Source organism: Hymenobacter rigui, assembly GCF_003944715.1.
GTDB lineage: Bacteria > Bacteroidota > Bacteroidia > Cytophagales > Hymenobacteraceae > Hymenobacter > Hymenobacter rigui.
The window spans coordinates 362,176-378,359 of the sequence record NZ_RWIT01000005.1 but is presented as its reverse complement, the minus strand read 5'-3'; the positions used below and the strand labels follow the sequence as shown (position 1 = coordinate 378,359).

At 58.6% G+C, this 16,184-nt stretch carries 16 protein-coding genes; 8 read left to right on the top strand and 8 right to left on the bottom strand.

Features of this window, described 5'->3' with window-relative positions; genetic code table 11:
* Positions 1-11: 11 nt before the first annotated feature.
* From EI291_RS12510 to EI291_RS12500, 3 genes are all read right to left on the bottom strand, one after another.
* Positions 12-680 carry an NAD-dependent epimerase/dehydratase family protein gene (locus EI291_RS12510; protein WP_125420348.1) on the bottom strand — a complete coding sequence of 223 codons (669 nt, stop codon included), beginning with the start codon at positions 678-680 and terminating at the stop codon, positions 12-14.
* Positions 681-912: 232 nt separating this feature from the next.
* A complete protein-coding gene (locus EI291_RS12505) occupies positions 913-1,752 on the bottom strand; it encodes a CvfB family protein (protein WP_125420346.1) in 840 nt (279 codons plus the stop codon).
* 177 nt (positions 1,753-1,929) lie between these two features.
* A complete protein-coding gene (locus tag EI291_RS12500) occupies positions 1,930-3,756 on the bottom strand; it encodes a BamA/TamA family outer membrane protein (RefSeq protein ID WP_125420344.1) in 1,827 nt (608 codons plus the stop codon).
* A gap of 292 nt (positions 3,757-4,048) precedes the next feature.
* On the opposite strand from EI291_RS12500, the gene EI291_RS12495 reads away from it, so the two are divergent.
* From EI291_RS12495 to EI291_RS12475, 5 genes are all read left to right on the top strand, one after another.
* Positions 4,049-5,317: a putative DNA modification/repair radical SAM protein gene (locus tag EI291_RS12495; RefSeq protein ID WP_125420342.1), complete on the top strand. Its 1,269-nt coding sequence runs from the start codon at positions 4,049-4,051 to the stop codon at positions 5,315-5,317.
* An 88-nt stretch (positions 5,318-5,405) separates the two neighbouring features.
* Positions 5,406-5,591: a hypothetical protein gene (locus EI291_RS12490; protein WP_125420340.1), complete on the top strand. Its 186-nt coding sequence runs from the start codon at positions 5,406-5,408 to the stop codon at positions 5,589-5,591.
* A 171-nt stretch (positions 5,592-5,762) separates the two neighbouring features.
* Positions 5,763-6,707, top strand: coding sequence for a TIGR03915 family putative DNA repair protein (locus EI291_RS12485; RefSeq protein ID WP_125420338.1), 945 nt, complete (start codon positions 5,763-5,765; stop codon positions 6,705-6,707).
* A gap of 148 nt (positions 6,708-6,855) precedes the next feature.
* Positions 6,856-7,713, top strand: a complete 858-nt coding sequence (gene rfbD / locus EI291_RS12480; RefSeq protein ID WP_125420336.1) for a dTDP-4-dehydrorhamnose reductase — start codon at positions 6,856-6,858, stop codon at positions 7,711-7,713.
* 18 nt (positions 7,714-7,731) lie between these two features.
* Positions 7,732-8,040: a hypothetical protein gene (locus tag EI291_RS12475; protein WP_125420334.1), complete on the top strand. Its 309-nt coding sequence runs from the start codon at positions 7,732-7,734 to the stop codon at positions 8,038-8,040.
* Between the two features lie 14 nt (positions 8,041-8,054).
* Here the strand turns inward: EI291_RS12475 and EI291_RS12470 are convergent, their stop codons facing one another.
* Together EI291_RS12470 and EI291_RS12465 are read right to left on the bottom strand one after the other, a co-directional pair.
* Positions 8,055-9,266 carry an MFS transporter gene (locus EI291_RS12470; protein ID WP_240635529.1) on the bottom strand — a complete coding sequence of 404 codons (1,212 nt, stop codon included), beginning with the start codon at positions 9,264-9,266 and terminating at the stop codon, positions 8,055-8,057.
* A gap of 275 nt (positions 9,267-9,541) precedes the next feature.
* A complete protein-coding gene (locus EI291_RS12465) occupies positions 9,542-10,462 on the bottom strand; it encodes an AraC family transcriptional regulator (RefSeq protein ID WP_125420332.1) in 921 nt (306 codons plus the stop codon).
* A gap of 274 nt (positions 10,463-10,736) precedes the next feature.
* Between EI291_RS12465 and EI291_RS12460 the strand changes: the two genes are divergently transcribed.
* Positions 10,737-12,263, top strand: coding sequence for an aldehyde dehydrogenase family protein (locus tag EI291_RS12460; protein WP_125420330.1), 1,527 nt, complete (start codon positions 10,737-10,739; stop codon positions 12,261-12,263).
* Between the two features lie 141 nt (positions 12,264-12,404).
* Positions 12,405-12,803 carry a DUF779 domain-containing protein gene (locus EI291_RS12455; RefSeq protein ID WP_125420328.1) on the top strand — a complete coding sequence of 133 codons (399 nt, stop codon included), beginning with the start codon at positions 12,405-12,407 and terminating at the stop codon, positions 12,801-12,803.
* 625 nt (positions 12,804-13,428) lie between these two features.
* Here the strand turns inward: EI291_RS12455 and EI291_RS12450 are convergent.
* Together EI291_RS12450 and EI291_RS12445 are read right to left on the bottom strand one after the other, a co-directional pair.
* Positions 13,429-13,899, bottom strand: a complete 471-nt coding sequence (locus EI291_RS12450; RefSeq protein WP_125420326.1) for a nuclear transport factor 2 family protein — start codon at positions 13,897-13,899, stop codon at positions 13,429-13,431.
* A 100-nt stretch (positions 13,900-13,999) separates the two neighbouring features.
* Entirely contained in the window at positions 14,000-14,518 is a 519-nt protein-coding gene (locus EI291_RS12445) for a glycine zipper 2TM domain-containing protein (protein ID WP_125420324.1), read from the bottom strand.
* A 199-nt stretch (positions 14,519-14,717) separates the two neighbouring features.
* On the opposite strand from EI291_RS12445, the gene EI291_RS12440 reads away from it, so the two are divergent.
* Positions 14,718-15,023: a hypothetical protein gene (locus EI291_RS12440; protein WP_125420322.1), complete on the top strand. Its 306-nt coding sequence runs from the start codon at positions 14,718-14,720 to the stop codon at positions 15,021-15,023.
* Here EI291_RS12440 and EI291_RS12435 read toward each other — a convergent pair.
* Positions 15,020-15,904: an alpha/beta hydrolase gene (locus EI291_RS12435; protein ID WP_240635528.1), complete on the bottom strand. Its 885-nt coding sequence runs from the start codon at positions 15,902-15,904 to the stop codon at positions 15,020-15,022. The genes EI291_RS12440 and EI291_RS12435 overlap by 4 nt on opposite strands.
* Positions 15,905-16,184 lie beyond the last annotated feature (280 nt).

Here is a 16,184-nt window from a genome sequence, read left to right as displayed (position 1 = left end):
GTCCCGATATATCACCGAGTCCGGTGGCCTTCCCGGGCAATGGTATCGGAAAGATGCACCTGCGGGCCGCTGCTCTCTGCTTCGGCGGCGCGTAGCATGGCCCGCGCTACCGTGTCGGCGGGAATGGCGCGGTATTTCTGCAGTGGCCCCCGGAGTGCCGGCTTCAGGAGTTGCAGCGCCAGCGCCCCCAGCCGCTCACCCAGGCGTTGCTCGGTCCGGTTGCCCAACAGCAGAGATGGTCGAAAAAAATGGATAGCCCGGAATGGAGCCTGCCGCACAGTGTCTTCCATTTCGCCTTTCACGCGGTTATAATACACGCGGGAGCCCGCCGCAGCCCCCATTGCCGATACCACCAGCAGCTGGGCCGCAAAGTTAGCGGCAGTAAGGGCCGCCAGCTTCACTACATACAAGTAGTCAACCTGATAAAAGGCAGCCCGGGAGCCCGCCCGCCGCATAGTAGTTCCCAGACAGCAGAACACGTCATCGGCAATGAGCTGCAGGCGGTGGTCTTCCAGCCGGTCGAAATCCAGCAGCCGTTGCTCTAGTTTCGGATGCACCATCGGCAGCGGCCGCCGTCCTACGCTAATAACCCGGTCGTACCGCTCCGAGGCCAGTAGCAGTGGCAACAGATGCGAGCCAACCAAGCCGCTGGCACCGGCAATAAGAGCAGTTTTGGGCATGGCGCTGAGCGTAGAAATCAGAATAGCAGGAGCAGGCTAGGGTGGGAGTGAGGCCAGGAGGTGTCCCGTTGTACGTGCTCCTGCTCACAAACGCCGCTCCCGGTAGCAGATGGTGCCGAGCGGCGGGGCGTTGCCTGCGGTCCACCTATCAGGCCAAAAACATAGCGCTGTCGGGGCTCCTTCCGAAGAAAAGAAGCCCAGACAGCGCCATAAAATCTCAACGAAGACTCCGTTACTCAGCTTGGTTGAGCAGTTGCGTGTGCTCCGGGGCAAGATGTACCAACCCCTGCTTGTACAAAGCGCCAAGAGCCTTTTTGAAGACTTTTTTGCTCATGCCCACGCGACGGTAAATATCATCCGGCTCACTTTTGTCGCCGAGGGGCAGCAGGCCGTTGGGGGCGTCGCGCAGATAGGTAAGCAGGGCTTCGGAAGCGGCCAGGGCTTCATCGTAGCCGGGTTTCTGCAGGCTCAGGTCCAGCTTACCGTCGGGGCGCACCTGCTTCACGTAACCGGTCAGCACATCGCCCAGGCGCAGGGGTCGGAACACCTCGTTGTGGTACACCAGGCCTTGGTGGGTGCCGTCCACAATCATTTTGTAGCCCAGGTCAGTTTCTTCGGCCACAAACAGGTCGGCGGCATCACCGGCTTTGCCCGGGAAAGGGTCCGTCTTCAGAAACCACTCCCACTTGGCGGAGGCCACAATCCGGTCGGTGGTTTCGTCCAGGTACACAAACACGGTGGCCCGCTCGCCGGGGCGCACGTTGCGGCGCTGGTTGCGGTAGGGCAAAAACAAATCCTTCTCCAGGCCCCAGTCCAGAAATGCGCCGGTGGTGCTCACGTCGCGCACCGAGAGGGCCGCAAACTGGCCCACGCGCACGTAGGGTTCCAGGGTAGTAGCAATCAGGCGGTCTTCCGAGTCGCGGTACACGAACACACGCAGCACGTCGCCCACGTGGGTGCCGGCCGGAATGTATTTGCGCGGAATCAGCAGGTCGCCGTCGTCCGACGAGAGGTACATCCCGAAATCCACCTCGCGAGCTACCTCCAGGTCGTTAAAATCACCAAGGTTCATGGTCAATTAAAACTTGAGAATTAAAAATTAAAATGGCCAGTTCACCATGAGCCTTCAGACAGGGCCGCGTTGGTTTCCGCGTTGTTTAGAGTGCCAACAGCAAGCCGCCCCCGGAAAAGCCGAACAACAAAGGTCTGATAACTCAACGCATAATTCTGAATTCAAAATTTTTAATTTCTACTGATACCGCACGATGCCCGGCTGGCCGAAGCTGAAGTCGGAGAAGTCGTAGTAGGCGCGGGCGTTTTCGAAGACGCGGATGCCGTTGGGCGAGGACATGCCGCGGGGGTAGAAGCCAAACGTAATCTGGAAGGTGCGCAGGGCCGCATACTCGTTGCGGAAGCGGAGGCCAAAACCGAAACCGGTATAGGGAGCTTCGGAGAAAGGCAGTACCCGGTTGAGCGTGCGGGCGTTGAGCCAGGCCACATCGGCAAATGCCAGCGCCGCCATCCGGAAGCCCAGAAACGAGACGGGCGTGAACACCGTGGCCTCATAGTTGAGCGTAACGCGGCTGGTGCCCGTGAGCAGCCCATCGGGCTGGAAGCCGCGCAGGCCGCGCACCCCGTCAATGGCCAGCGGCTGCTCGCCGGGGCGGCGGTTGAACCCGATGGCGTTGCGCTGCCACAGAAAGTGCCGCCACTGGTAGTTGCCGGTGTGGTACAGCCGCGTGAAGTACAGCAGTTCCCCGTTTACAATGCCCTGCTGCCAGTCGTTGCTGCGCCCCCGGATAAAGGAGCCGAACTCCCCGTTCAGATACAGGTAGCCCCGCTGCGGGTGGTAGCCGGCGTAAGCCAAACGCACGCCAAAGTAGCGTCGGTCCGTCACTTCGTTGAACTCGTAACCGGCCGTGAAGCTGGCCAGTGTGCCCGTCGGAATGTCCTCGGTGCGCCCGAAGCCGAACAGGTATTTGTCCTTATAGTAGCGCCGCACGCTGTAGCCGATAGTGCCCAGCAGCAGGTCGGCGCTTTCGTAATCGGGGGTGGGCTTTTTGCTGAAGCTGGTGCGGATGGTGCGGGCCGAGACAATCATGCGGCCGGGGTTTTCGTAGCCCAGGTCGTAGCTTTTCAGCCGCAGGGCCCGGCCGACCCAGGCATCCTGCACGTTGTAGCGCAGCTGCCGGAAGATATACGGATACTGCTCCGACCCATCCCCGTCAATGGCCACCAGCCGATCAAAGTAATCGTAGCTCAGGGCCCCGGCGTAGCGGGTGTTCACTGAGTAAAAGTCGCGGGTGAAGCGCACCCCGGCCTCCCGGTTGCGGGTTTCATTGAGGTAGCGGGCCTGCCCGTACACAAAGTTGCGGAAGGGTACCAGGTAGCTGCCCAGGTAGCGCCAGCTCTGGGCCTGGGGCCCGTCGTCGCCGCGGCCGTACTCCAGGCGGTTGCGCAGCTGGTGGCCCTGGCCCAGGAAGTTCACGTCGCGCAGACCTATTACGCCCGCCTGCACGTCGCGGAGCTGCAACGAGCCGCTGATGCTGAAGATGTCCTTGGTTACCACCTGCACATCCACGCTGTCGGCCGTGGAGGTACGCTCATTCACGTACACGCGCGCATCCAGCAGCTCGGCCGTCTGGCGCAGCAGGCGTTCCGACTCGGCCAGGTCCTGGGGCTCCAGTTCCTCGCCTTCCCGGAACAGCAGCACCTGCCGCACCCGGGCCTTGGTGGTTTTGATGTGCAGCGTGTTGCCGGCTTTTTCCAGAATGTTACGAGGTACCCGCGTGGTATCGGTAATGCTGAACCCGAAGGCATCGAGGGTGCGGATGTTGATGTGCCGCACAATCTTGTAGTTGTGCTTGTCGAACTGCCGGTCCAGCAGGGTAACATCCAGCCCAGCCCGGTCTTCGCGGCGCTCCGTGAAGTTGAACAGCGCCGACGCAGCTTTGCCCGCAATGGTTTTGCGCTTGGTGTAGGCTTTCAGGCCATTGAGCATGCGCTCCTCGTCAAAGCGTCGGCGCAGAGAGTCGGGACGGGTTTTGCTGAGCCGGGTGGTGTCGCGGGCGGGCATGGCTGGGGTTTGGGCCGCTGCACTCAATGTGCAGGCCCAACCGAGCAATACTCCCCCAAGCCAGAACAGGTACTTCATTATGCAGCCAACACCAAGTCTGGCAAGATACAACGTGCCGGGGCGTAAACGCCAATATATAGTGGGCTGCTATACCGGCTTTTCTTTAGTAAAAAGCCTGGCTGAACCGGTAGCAGGTATTCTGCCGGTCAGGGAACAATTCTAAAAAAATTAGCCTTGTATGATATTGCGTAGTGAAGTGTAAACTTCTATTTTTAAGCCGAGAAAGCACCCTATGAACGACCAGCGTATACAGGAAAAGCTAAGTATTTTGGCCGATGCCGCCAAGTACGATGTTTCGTGCTCCAGCAGCGGCGGTAAGCGCAAAAACGAAGACAAGGGGTTGGGCAACGCCGAGGGGATGGGCATCTGCCACAGCTACACCGAGGACGGCCGCTGCGTAAGCCTGCTCAAGATTCTGCTCACCAACCACTGCATCTTCGACTGCGCCTACTGCGTGTCGCGCCGCTCCAACGACGTGAAGCGCGCCGCTTTTACCGTGGATGAGGTGGTGGAGCTGACCATGAACTTCTACCGTCGTAACTACATCGAGGGGCTGTTCCTGAGCAGCGGCATTTTCTCCTCGCCCGACTACACGATGGAGCGGCTGGTACGCATCATCAAAAAGCTGCGTACCGAGCACCGTTTCAACGGCTACATTCACGTGAAGGCCATTCCCGGAGCTTCGGAGGAGCTGATTCAGGAGGCAGGACTGTACGCCGACCGCCTGAGCGTGAACATCGAGCTGCCCTCGGAAATGGCTCTGCAAAACCTGGCCCCCGAAAAAAATTACGAGGAGATTCTGACGCCGATGGCGCAGATTCGGGACGGCATCATTCAGAATAAGGAAGAAAAAGCCCTGTTCAAGAAGGTGCCGCAGTTTGCCACCGCCGGCCAAAGCACCCAGCTTATTGTGGGCGCGTCGCAGGAAAACGACCTACAAATCATCAATTTGAGTGATTCTTTGTACAAAGGCTACGGCCTGAAGCGGGTGTACTATTCCGGCTACATTCCCATTACCGACGACGCCCGCCTGCCCCAGGTGACGCAGCCGCCCCTCATCCGGGAGCACCGCCTGTACCAGACGGACTGGCTGATGCGCTTCTACGGCTTTCAGGCCGATGAAATTCTGGATCCGGCGCATCCTTTCCTGGACCTGGAAATTGACCCCAAGCTGGCCTGGGCCCTGCGCAACCGCCACGTGTTTCCGGTGGATATCAACGTGGCCGACTACGAGATGATTCTGCGGATTCCGGGGGTAGGGGCGCGCTCTGCCAAGCGCATTGTGGCCGCCCGCCGCTTCGGGCCGCTCAGCCTCGACCACCTGCATAAGTTTGGGGTAGTGCTGAAACGGGCCAAGTTTTTCCTGACCTGCCGCGGGCAGGCCCTGGAGAAGCGCGACTACGACGAGCAAACCATCCGCCGCCAGATTCTTTTCGGTGCGGGCTCCGTCCGCTCCGCCCTGGTTACTCAACAACTTGATTTGTTCGCTCAAGCCTCATAAACGAGTTGCTGGTTGTCAGTTGTTAGTAAGGTGCTTCTAACTGCTAAAAACTAGTAACTGACAACCAGCAACTAGAAACTCAACTGCCATGACCGTTTCTCATCGCGCCGCCGACGCGCCGGCCGCCCCTGCCTCTGCCCCGAAACCCATGAAAGTGGCTCGGGTAGCCTGCTGCTGCAAGCTGGCCGATTTGCTGCCGCTGGTGCAGCAGATGCACCAGGAAACGGCGAAAAGCCGCGCTAAAGCTGGCGGGCAGTCTTCGGAAGCGGCCTGAAGCGCAGCTCATGGCGGTAATGTGAACGTCCCGGTCCGGCAACTGCAAGCCGTTGGTCCGGTTGACGTAAGCTGATGTTGCTACGATTTCGTACTGACGAGTCAACTGCGCTCCGTTCCGACGGCTTGCCGCCAGACCGGGGCGCAATTCATTTCAATAGCTGCCTTACGTATGGCCGTATCACGTTTTTCCGCGTCAGCACTGCCGGCTACTAGTGCCCCGCCAACCCGGCCTCGCCCCGCCCCGCAGCTTACGAACGCGCCTCTCGATTACGCCTACGACGGCACGTTTGAAGGTCTACTGACGGTGCTGTTCAGTGTTTATGACCGGAAATCGGCACCCAACAGCATTCAGCCGCTGGGGGCGGTGCAGGGTGGCTTGTTTGTGCAGCCGGTGGAGGTAGTAACCGATGAAGCCACCGCTGCCCGCGTGTGGAAAGGCCTGTTGCAGTACATGGATGCCGAGGCCCGCACCCGGCTGTTCCATACTTTCCTGAGTGAGCAGCCGGACCGGGAACTGGTCATTTTCCGCTACGCCGATCTGGCTATGCGCGCCGGCCGTGACATATCGGAGCATTACGCCGATGACAACGTGCGCCGGGTGCAGCGTCTGGCCCAGCAGATGTACCGCGAGAAGCACCGTATGGAGGCTTTCGTGCGCTTCGAGAAAACCCAGGACGGCCTTTTCCACGCCACCATTGAGCCGGACTTCGACGTGCTGCCGCTGATTGCGGCCCACTTCACCAAGCGCTACGCCGACCAGCGCTGGCTGATCTATGACCGGCGTCGGCACTACGGCCTGTATTACGATTTGCACCGCACCGACATTGTGCAGTTTGACGCCGGTACTGCGCCCCAGCGCAGCACGGCCGTATCGGCCACGGTGCTGGATGAACGGGAGCCTTTGTATAAGCTGCTCTGGCAGGCCTATTTCGACCACGTGAACATTCCGGAGCGGAAAAACCTGAAGCTGCACCGCCGCCACATGCCGCTGCGCTACTGGAAATACCTGAGCGAGAAACAGCCCCGGGAGCAACGCTTCGAGCCCATCCGGAACAAGCGCCCCGTACAGCCCGGCGGCCCGGCCCTGGGCGCCGGTGTGGCCGACGCGGAGTAGGAGAGCAGCGGGAAAGGCGTATAAACTGCATTGAAACTAGCTGACCGTTATGCTTCGCCTCCGGCGCTGCATGGCGGTCTATTTTGCTGACTTCGTATTGCGCTTCGTAATTTGCGGCCGTTCTTCCATTTCGGCTTCTCTTTATTCTATGGGTTCGATTCTCGTTTTCGGTGGTAGCGGCCAGCTGGGCCAGTGCCTGCAACACGTAGCGCAACAGCGCGGTATCACGGATATCGTGTTTCTGCCGGAGCAGCAGGCCAACATCCTGAATCCGGAAGTGCTGCGCACCACCTTCGAGCAGCATCGGCCCGCGTATATCATCAACTGTGCCGCCTACACGGCCGTGGACAAGGCCGAAGACGAGGTAGATATTGCCCGCAAGGTGAACCGGGACGGGGTAGAGAACCTGGCCCGCCTGTGCGGGGAGTTCAACACCACGCTGCTGCACGTTTCCACCGATTTTGTGTTTGCCGGCACCGGCAACCAGCCGCTCACGGAAACCGACGCGGCCGAGCCCATCAGCGTGTACGGCCTCACCAAGCTAGAAGGCGAGCAGGTAATTCCGCCGCACACCAGCCAGTATTTCATTCTGCGCACCAGCTGGCTTTACTCTGAATATGCCAACAACTTCGTGAAAACGATGCTGCGCTTCGGCAAGGAGCGGGAAGAAATGCGCGTGATTTGGGACCAGCTCGGCACGCCCACATACGCTATTGACCTGGCTGGGGCCCTGCTCCACATCATCCAGACGGGCAGCACGGCATACGGCATCTACAACTATAGCAACGAAGGCGTTACCTCGTGGTACGATTTCGCAGTGGCCATTTTCGAGCTGGGCGGCCTGCCCACCCGCACCGTGCCCATCCGCACCGCCGAGTACCCTACCAAAGCCACCCGCCCGTCCTTCTCAGTAATGGACAAAACCAAAGCGAAAACTACTTTGGGCCTCGCCATCCCGCATTGGCGCGAGAGCCTGAAGGTGTGCATGGCTCGGCTGGCGGAGTAGCAATCATGTGAATTGGAAATGAAGCTAGTTCCCCTATCTGAAATAGCAGATGAATATCTGTTTTGGCCTGGGGCTACTTTTCGTAGAGCAGGTGTAGGGATGAATGGTGTACCACCAGAGCGGGACTTCTACGATTATATGTTGGTGAGTCTAGCTTTTGATAATGAGCCAATGGTCGTCGTCAACGTAACAATTGGCAACATGAAGGCAGGACATACGATTTGCTCCGTTGATCGTGCTTCAATAAATGGTAATTGTGTTGACGCGCAAACTATTCGCCAGGCCATAGGTGATGATAAAATCCATTACATAGAGCAATACCCTTAGGCGCGGTTGCTGAGTTAAGCCACAGGCCGCCCATAAAACCGATTCGCCAGATACGCCAGTGCCACCAAGCTCAGGCCCACGGCACACACGCCGGGCCATTGGAAATGAGTCCAGGCGAGGCCGCCGAGGAAGGAGCCGGCGGAGGCTCCGATGAAGCAGGCCGTCATGTACACGGTGTTGAGGCGGCTGCGGGCTTCGGGGCGGAGGCCGAAGATGCGCGTCTGGTTGGAAATGTGGGTCATCTGCTGGCCTACGTCCAAGATTACCACGCCCGCAATAAGGCCCAGCAGGTAAGTTCCGCCAAAACCCAGCAGTACGTAGGCCACCAGAAACAGCAGAATTCCTAGGTTCAGGGCGTAATCGGCGCCTTTGCGGTCGGCGGATTTACCGGCGAAGGAGGCGGCAAAGGCCCCACTGGCCCCAATCAGGCCAAACAGGCCGGCCACCTCGGCCCCGTAGCGGTAGGCGGGGCTTTCCAGAAAGAACACCAGCGTAGTCCAGAACGCACTGAAGCCCCCGAACATGCACGCGCCCACCAGCGCCGAGCGGCGCAGCACCGGCAGTTCCCGCACCAGCGTGCCCAGGGAGCGAAGCAGGCTGCCGTAGCTGCCCGCAAACTGGGGCTGGTTGCGCGGCAGCATCCGGGCCAGGATGGCGGTGAGCAATACCATCAGGATGGCACCTACCCAAAACATGGTTCGCCACCCAAAATGCGCCCCCACATAGCCGCTCACGGTGCGGGAAAGCAGAATCCCAATCAGGAGCCCGCTCATCACTTTGCCGACTACCTGCCCGCGCTGCTCGTCGGAGGCCAGGGAGGCGGCCATCGGAATCAGCAATTGGGGTACCGAGGAGAAAATGCCAATCAGGAGGCTGGCCGCTGCCAGGGCCGCAAAGGATGGGGCAAAGGCCGCTCCGGCCATACACACCGCTGAGCAAAGCAGCAGCCCCAGCGTCAGGCTCTTTCGCTCCCGCTTGTCGCCCAACGGTACTACAAACAGCAGCCCCACCGTGTAGCCCACCTGCGTGACGGTGGCAATCAGGCTGGCGGAGCTTTCGGACAGGCCAAACGCCCGGCCTATTTCGGCCAATAAGGGCTGATTGTAGTAAATATTGGCTACCACTAACCCACAGGTTATGGCCATCAGCCACACCAAGCCGGGGGCCATGCGTGCCGGTGCAGTCGTTTCGGCGGCGGGCTGCACCTCAGCAATTGAATCTCTCATGAAAAGCAAAAACCGCCGGACGTAGCGTGCGGCGGCGTAAGTACGAGTAGCACAAACTGCTAACCACCCTGGAAGGTTGCAGCGGAGGGGAATGAGCGTCATTGCGAAGCGCAGCCGAAGCAATCCTTCCTATTCAGGGTGCTCAACGCTGACCTAACGAAAAGCCCCTGGCGTTCGTGCAGACGCAAGGGACTTTTGAGTAAATCAAGGGTTTGCGCTTCGAATAGGAAGGATTGCTTCGCTCCGCTCGCAATGACGGTCACTCACTCACTCACTCACCCCAATGCCTGACGCTTGTAGGCACCGGGCGTTACACCTTCGTACTGCTTAAAGAGCTTCTGGAAATACGCCGTGTTGTTGAAGCCGGCCCGGAAACAGACGTCGGCTACCTTCGTGAGCGGGTTGCGCAGCAGCCGTTTGGCTTCCTGCAAGCGCTCCTGAATGATGTACTCGACAGGGGTGAGGCCCAGCTCGCGCTTAAATACCCGGAAGAAAGTGGCCTTGCTCATGCAGGCCAGCTCGGCCAGCTTCTCCACCGTAATCTGCTCGGTGAGGTGCTGCTTGATGTACTGGACTACCGCCGCAAACCGGTGGGAGGTGGCGTGCTGCTGGTAGTTATGAAACAGCAGCTGCCGGGCCTGCGTCTGCATCAGGCGGATGAGCATTTCCTGGATGGTGAAACCCGCCAGTACATCCTTCACGCGGCCCGTGTCGCGGGAGAGCTGCACGAGGCGCTCTAGCGTGCCGGTGAGTTCGGGGGTGTTCTGAAAATGCGCGTGGTCCAGCGTGTCGAGGTGCCAGGGCAGGTGCGCTTCGGCGCGCGGGTGTTCCTCGTTGAGCAGGTCCACCGTCTGGCGGATAGTATCGGTGGGAATGGCCACGGCCAGGCACTGGGTGGGGTGCTGCTCATCGGCCTCCGGAAAGTCGATGACCATCGTTTCATTCTCGCCCACCACCACCGACTCACCCGGCAAATAGTCGAACGACGGCTGGCCGGGCAGGTGCATCACTTTTTTTCCCTGCAGCATGGTGGTCAGCACCACGTGGCCCATGCTGAGCGGTACCTGGTGGGCCGTGCGGTGCGTCTCAAACACGTTCAGCTCGAAGGCCTCCAAGGTGTACACCGTCCGGTTTTCGACCAGCGTGGTAAGCTGCTCGGGCTGACGCAGGGCAATGGGAGCGGGCACAAAAGTCATACGGCTAACGTAAGGTGAAGCATCCGGACACTGAGCAAGCGGCCAGCTACCTGGCGGCAGCTAAAGCTAGAAACAGTTCTGGCAGAAACCAATAGCTCCGCCTTTCCTACGTTTATCTGCAAACCCGGTTCGGTATTGGATAGTTGCACTGTAAGGTAAGTGAGTACTTACAAGTTGCGACGATAGGTATGGTTTATTGAGAGAATAGGTGAGTTGTTTCGGGAGTATCGGGGCCTAGCTTGGCTTATCCAATAACCCACCAATTCTACTTCGAATGGAAACCCTGGAAAAACCCACCACGCTGGTTGATCGGCCCAAGTTCAAATCCCACTACGACAACTTCATTGGGGGCAAGTGGGTAACGCCGGTGAAAGGCCAGTACTTCGAGAATATTTCGCCCATTGACGGGCAGGCCTTTACTAAAGTGGCCCGCAGCTCAAAAGAGGACATTGAGCTGGCGCTGGATGCCGCCCACGAAGCCTTCAAAACCTGGGGTAAAACCTCGGCCACCGAGCGGAGCAATATGCTCATCAAAATTGCCGATATCATGGAGAAAAACCTCCCGCACCTGGCCGCCGTGGAGTGCGTGGAGAACGGCAAACCCATCCGGGAAACCACCCTGGCCGACCTGCCCCTGTGCGTGGACCACTTCCGGTACTTCGCCAGCGTAATCCGGGCCGAGGAAGGCTCGGCTACGGAGCTGAATTCGACCACCCTGTCGCTGAACATTCATGAACCGCTGGGCGTGGTTGGCCAGATTATTCCCTGGAACTTTCCGCTGCTGATGGCTACCTGGAAGCTGGCCCCGGCTTTGGCCGCCGGCTGCTGCGTGGTGATGAAGCCCGCCGAGCAGACGCCGGCCTCCATTATGGTGCTGATGGAACTGCTGCAGGATGTTATTCCGGCCGGCGTAGTGAACGTAGTCAATGGCTTCGGGCTGGAGGCCGGCAAGCCGCTGGCCTCGTCGCCGCGCATCCAGAAGGCCTCCTTTACGGGCGAAACCACCACGGGCCGCCTCATTATGCAGTACGCCGCCGAAAACCTGATTCCGGTGACGATGGAGCTGGGCGGTAAGTCGCCGAACATCTTCTTCAAGAGCGTGATGGACGCCGACGACGACTTCCTCGACAAAGCCATTGAAGGGGCCGTGATGTTTGCCCTGAACCAAGGCGAAATCTGCACCTGCCCCTCGCGCATGCTCATTCAGGAGGACATCTACGACGAGTTTATCGAGCGGGTGATTCAGCGCGTGAAGGCCATTAAGCTGGGCAACCCGCTGGATATGGAAACCATGATGGGGGCCCAGGCCAGCAACGACCAGTTCGAGAAAATCCTGAGCTACCTGGAAATTGGCAAGGCCGAAGGGGCCGAGGTGCTCTGCGGCGGCGACGCTTACCAGCAGGAAGATGGAGCCCTGGCTGAGGGCTACTACATCCAGCCCACCATGTTCCGGGGACACAACAAAATGCGCATCTTCCAGGAGGAAATCTTCGGGCCGGTGGTATCGGTAACCACCTTCAAAACCGTGGAGGAAGCCCTGGAAATTGCCAACGATACGCTCTACGGCCTCGGGGCCGGCGTCTGGACGCGCGACGCCCACGAACTGTACGAGGTGCCCCGCGCCATTCAGGCCGGCCGCGTGTGGGTGAACTGCTACCATGACTACCCCGCCGGCGCGCCCTTCGGCGGCTACAAAGCCTCCGGTTTCGGCCGCGAGAATCACAAGATGATGCTGGCCCACTACCGTCAGAACAAGAACATGCTCATCAGCTATAGCCAGCAGAAACTGGGCTTCTTTTAAGCAAACTGCGCTGAAATAGGAACGTCATGCTGAGCTTGCCGAAGCATCTCTACCGCAATGCTATATCTCAGTTAGTTGCACGGTAAAGATGCTTCGGCAAGCTCAGCATGACGTTCTGTTAATTCCAAAATTCCTTCCATAATGCCTACTGAACCCACCCCACGCGTACTGGTAACGCCCGCCGCCGAAGCCACCATCGACCTGCTGCGCGACGAGCACGGGCCGCTGATGTTCCACCAGAGCGGCGGCTGCTGCGACGGTTCCTCGCCCATGTGCTTTGCCAAGGGCGAGTTCCGCGTGGGCACAAACGACGTGTGGCTGGGCCAGATTCACGGCTGCGACTTTTTCATGAGTGCCTCGCAGTTTGAATACTGGAAACATACCCAACTCACCGTGGATGTGGTGAAAGGCCGCGGGGCCAGCTTCTCGCTGGAAATCCCGCTGGGCGTCCGGTTTCTGATTCGCTCCCGGCTGTTCACCAAAGAGGAAGAGGAACACATGGCCCCGGTATATGATGGGGAGGAGTATCTGACTAGATAGAACCTATGATATTAAATAATCTGAAAGATCAGCGGCGTGTCTAAGTCAAGATGGTAGGAGCCGTACGAAATATCACGTAAGCTCTCCGCCCAGTTCCAGCCGTTATTCTCCAATTATCTAATCAATACCTCTGCTGAGCCAGTTTTGAATCTCACATATCGGTCTTTAGGCCATTCGAGGGCAAATAGCCAATACAAACTTATCGGTGTAGATAATTGACTCACACTAAGAATACAATCGATGAAGTTTCTCTCTTTCCCTCCGTATTTAGGTAGAGTAGCTTCTCCCAACTCGAGGTAGATTAAATCAGACGAAACCTTGATTCTTCGGTGCGAGGGATAATTTAGAACAAGTAATAAGTTGATAGACATTTTGGTTTGAAACAAGCGTACACCCGGACTTGTCTCTTCATCAAGATCTGGATTATTAACTACAACTTCATAGTCAAAAGGGCGACAAATCTCTTGCACCGCCTCCGCAAATGAGCAGGCCTCTTCTGCCGTATTAAATTTGGCAGCTATGGCAGTGTATATGCAGCTATGGCAGTGTATATCATATAGAGTGTAAAAACAGAAAGTCCCGCTAGCTCTAAGTTAGCGGGACTTTCTGTTAACTAATAAGACATTTAGTTGGCCACCTTCACGGGCAGACCTTCGAGCTGCACGTAGCTGAGCTTCCAGGCATTTTTCTTGTTCTTTTTCCAGAGCAGGATGAAGTTGCCTTCGCCTTCGCCGCGGGGCTGGCCGGGGCCTTCGGGCTCTACATCGGTGGAAAAAGTGCCGGCCTCATAGGCCGTGTTGGCATCCGAGCCGGTGGAAGTAGTGTAGGTTTTCAGGTTGGAAATGGTGCCGAGCGTAGCCCGTACCCATTTATCCGACACTTCCGATTTGCCGTTGAAGCGCGTGGCGCCCTGGGCATATTGCACATCATCGGCGAGCAGGGTATCCAGCTGCGCGGTGTTTTTTGCATTCCAGGCGCCAATGAACTGCTGGTTGAGGCTCTGCACATTTACGGCAGCAGCGGTATCATCGGCCTTGGGAGCGGAGCAGGAGGCCAGCAGGGTGCCAGCCAGCAGAAAACCAAAAACGGGTTTCATGGGAACAGAGGTTAGGTGAAGGCGGAACGGGAGAGAGGTAAAGGGAACAGAAAACCCAGGCCCGGGGGCCTGGGCTTTGTGAGCTTAAGATAGGGCTGGATTACCAGCTCTTACGACGAACTTCCGAAGTAGGATAAGCGGCGTCGCGGGCACCGTAAGCGGTGTTAGGCAGGTAGGCCGAGCTCATAGCCAGCGTGGCAGGAGCGGCACCGGGAGCCGAGAAGCTGCTCATCATGGCCGGGGTAGTAGCAGCAGGGGCGGCGGCTACGGCAGCAGCGCGGGCAGCGGCCTGGCTACGGCCCTGGGCAATGCCCTGGCGGTAAGCGGCAGCACGGCGGGCTTCAGCCTGACGGGCGGCGGCTACGCGGGCGGCTTCGGCGCGGCGCTTGTTATCGGCGTTGCGGCCAATTACGTAGCCTAGGCCACCACCGGCGGCACCACCCACGGCTCCACCTACTACGCGGTTTTTCTTGTTGATGAGGGCACCAGCGGCAGCACCACCCAGACCGCCAATGATGGCGCCTTTGGCACTGGAGCTAACCTTGCGGTCCTGGGCAAAGCTATTGGCAATGGTGGTGAAGAACATAACCAGGGCGAGAAGCAAACTTACCTTTTTCATGTCGAGAGAAATTTAGGTTCAGCGGGTCGGTTGTGTGGTGACCCTGAACCTGGTTTTACAAGCACCATGCCAATACGGCCAGAATCAACCGCGGGTTTACCTCAACACTGCTAAAAACTACGGGAGTTGAATATTGACTTTTGTTGGCGTGAAATCTGCGTTGAATAGCCGTAAAAGCCGGTTTTGCGTATTGCCAGAGATGCACGAGAAACTGCTTTTTGAGGTGGTAGAAAGTTTTTCACTGACGGGGCTGGGAATTCTGTTGTTGCCCGCCAATGCCGCTCCAGAGTTACAGCATCTGGCCCTGCATACCGCCCTGAAAGTGCAGTTACGGTTGCCCACTGGCCACCAGATTGCGGCCATAGCCAGCGTGGAAGAAATATCCCGTCCGGATGTGCCCGAAATCCGGGCATTATTGCTCACGCAGGAAGACGCTGAGCCAGTGCCGGCAGGGGCCGAAGTGTGGTGGAGCGGGCAGGAGGCTACCTGGGACGACTTATTCTAGCGCAGCCAGCCACCGGCCGTCAGCCAGTTGTGCAGGCGGTCCATCCACACATCCTGGGTGGTGGCATTGTGCATACCGAAGCCGTGGCCACCCTTGGGGTACAGGTGCATTTCGGCGGGTACGCGGTGGTGCAGACAGGCTTCATAGAACCGCAGACTGTTCTGCACTTTCACCACCTCGTCGTCCTGGGCGTGCACCAGAAAAACGGGTGGCGTCTGGGTCGTCACCTGCTCATCGGCGGAGTAGAGGCGAATTTGCGCGACCGTGGGATGCTCGCCCAGCAGATTGGTGCGGGAGCCCAGGTGCGCTAGACTATCGGAGAAGCTGATGACCGGATAGAGCAGCACCAGAAAGTCGGGGACGGCGGAAGGGGCGCTGAATGTGCCGGCCGGATTGCCCGGCACCATGCGGTGGGCAGTGCCGGCCGTGGCGGCCAGGTGCCCGCCCGCCGAGAAGCCCATAAACCCAATGCGGGCGGGATTCAGGCCGTATTCCCGACTGCGCTGGCGTACCAGCCGCAGGGCCTGTTGGGCATCCAGCAGCGGGGCAGTGGCTTTATCCAGCTGGCTTTCGGCGTTGGGCAGGCGGTATTTCAGCACGAAGGCAGTAATGCCCCAGTCGTTGAGGCGGCGGGCCACGTCGTAGCCCTCGTGGTCCATGGCAAGGCGGGCGTAACCTCCGCCGGGGCAGATGATGATGGCCGTACCGTTGGGCTGCGCGGGCCGGAATACCGTGAATGTGGGCTCCGTGACGTTGGAAACGCGGATGCTGCCACTTGGCTGTTTCTCCACCACTTCCCGCACTTTGCTGGGTCTGGAGTTGGGCGCCGGGCCGTCGTACAGCGGCAAAATGGGCTGGTTTTGAGCGGTAGCAACATGCATAAGGAGCGTACAAATCAGAAGGAATAGACAGCGACAATGCATAGTGGAATATTGGAAGGGGGAAGCTGTTCAAAAATCTGAGAAAAACGTCATGCTTCATCTATCGTCCGCTTGTCGAAGCATCTCTACTGCTGGCTAACTCACTCGTTATAACGAAGCGGTAAAGATGCTTCGACAAGCGGACGATAGATGAAGCATGACAGAAGCATCGTTTTCATCAATTTTCAGGCATCCCAACATACAACCGCCCGCCATGCTGTGCAAAATCACGGCAGGGCGG

What these genes read in the sequence shown, in the direction of transcription:
- EI291_RS12460 (WP_125420330.1), top strand. Translation starts at nt 10,737, where the DNA reads ATGGAAACCCTGGAAAAACCCACCACGCTGGTTGATCGGCCCAAGTTC.
- EI291_RS12450 (WP_125420326.1), bottom strand. Translation starts at nt 13,899, where the DNA reads ATGAAACCCGTTTTTGGTTTTCTGCTGGCTGGCACCCTGCTGGCCTCC.
- EI291_RS12495 (WP_125420342.1), top strand. Translation starts at nt 4,049, where the DNA reads ATGAACGACCAGCGTATACAGGAAAAGCTAAGTATTTTGGCCGATGCC.
- EI291_RS12510 (WP_125420348.1), bottom strand. Translation starts at nt 680, where the DNA reads ATGCCCAAAACTGCTCTTATTGCCGGTGCCAGCGGCTTGGTTGGCTCG.
- EI291_RS12490 (WP_125420340.1), top strand. Translation starts at nt 5,406, where the DNA reads ATGACCGTTTCTCATCGCGCCGCCGACGCGCCGGCCGCCCCTGCCTCT.
- EI291_RS12440 (WP_125420322.1), top strand. Translation starts at nt 14,718, where the DNA reads ATGCACGAGAAACTGCTTTTTGAGGTGGTAGAAAGTTTTTCACTGACG.
- EI291_RS12485 (WP_125420338.1), top strand. Translation starts at nt 5,763, where the DNA reads ATGGCCGTATCACGTTTTTCCGCGTCAGCACTGCCGGCTACTAGTGCC.
- EI291_RS12470 (WP_240635529.1), bottom strand. Translation starts at nt 9,266, where the DNA reads ATGAGAGATTCAATTGCTGAGGTGCAGCCCGCCGCCGAAACGACTGCA.
- EI291_RS12500 (WP_125420344.1), bottom strand. Translation starts at nt 3,756, where the DNA reads ATGCCCGCCCGCGACACCACCCGGCTCAGCAAAACCCGTCCCGACTCT.
- rfbD (WP_125420336.1), top strand. Translation starts at nt 6,856, where the DNA reads ATGGGTTCGATTCTCGTTTTCGGTGGTAGCGGCCAGCTGGGCCAGTGC.
- EI291_RS12465 (WP_125420332.1), bottom strand. Translation starts at nt 10,462, where the DNA reads ATGACTTTTGTGCCCGCTCCCATTGCCCTGCGTCAGCCCGAGCAGCTT.
- EI291_RS12505 (WP_125420346.1), bottom strand. Translation starts at nt 1,752, where the DNA reads ATGAACCTTGGTGATTTTAACGACCTGGAGGTAGCTCGCGAGGTGGAT.
- EI291_RS12455 (WP_125420328.1), top strand. Translation starts at nt 12,405, where the DNA reads ATGCCTACTGAACCCACCCCACGCGTACTGGTAACGCCCGCCGCCGAA.
- EI291_RS12445 (WP_125420324.1), bottom strand. Translation starts at nt 14,518, where the DNA reads ATGAAAAAGGTAAGTTTGCTTCTCGCCCTGGTTATGTTCTTCACCACC.
- EI291_RS12475 (WP_125420334.1), top strand. Translation starts at nt 7,732, where the DNA reads ATGAAGCTAGTTCCCCTATCTGAAATAGCAGATGAATATCTGTTTTGG.
- EI291_RS12435 (WP_240635528.1), bottom strand. Translation starts at nt 15,904, where the DNA reads ATGCATGTTGCTACCGCTCAAAACCAGCCCATTTTGCCGCTGTACGAC.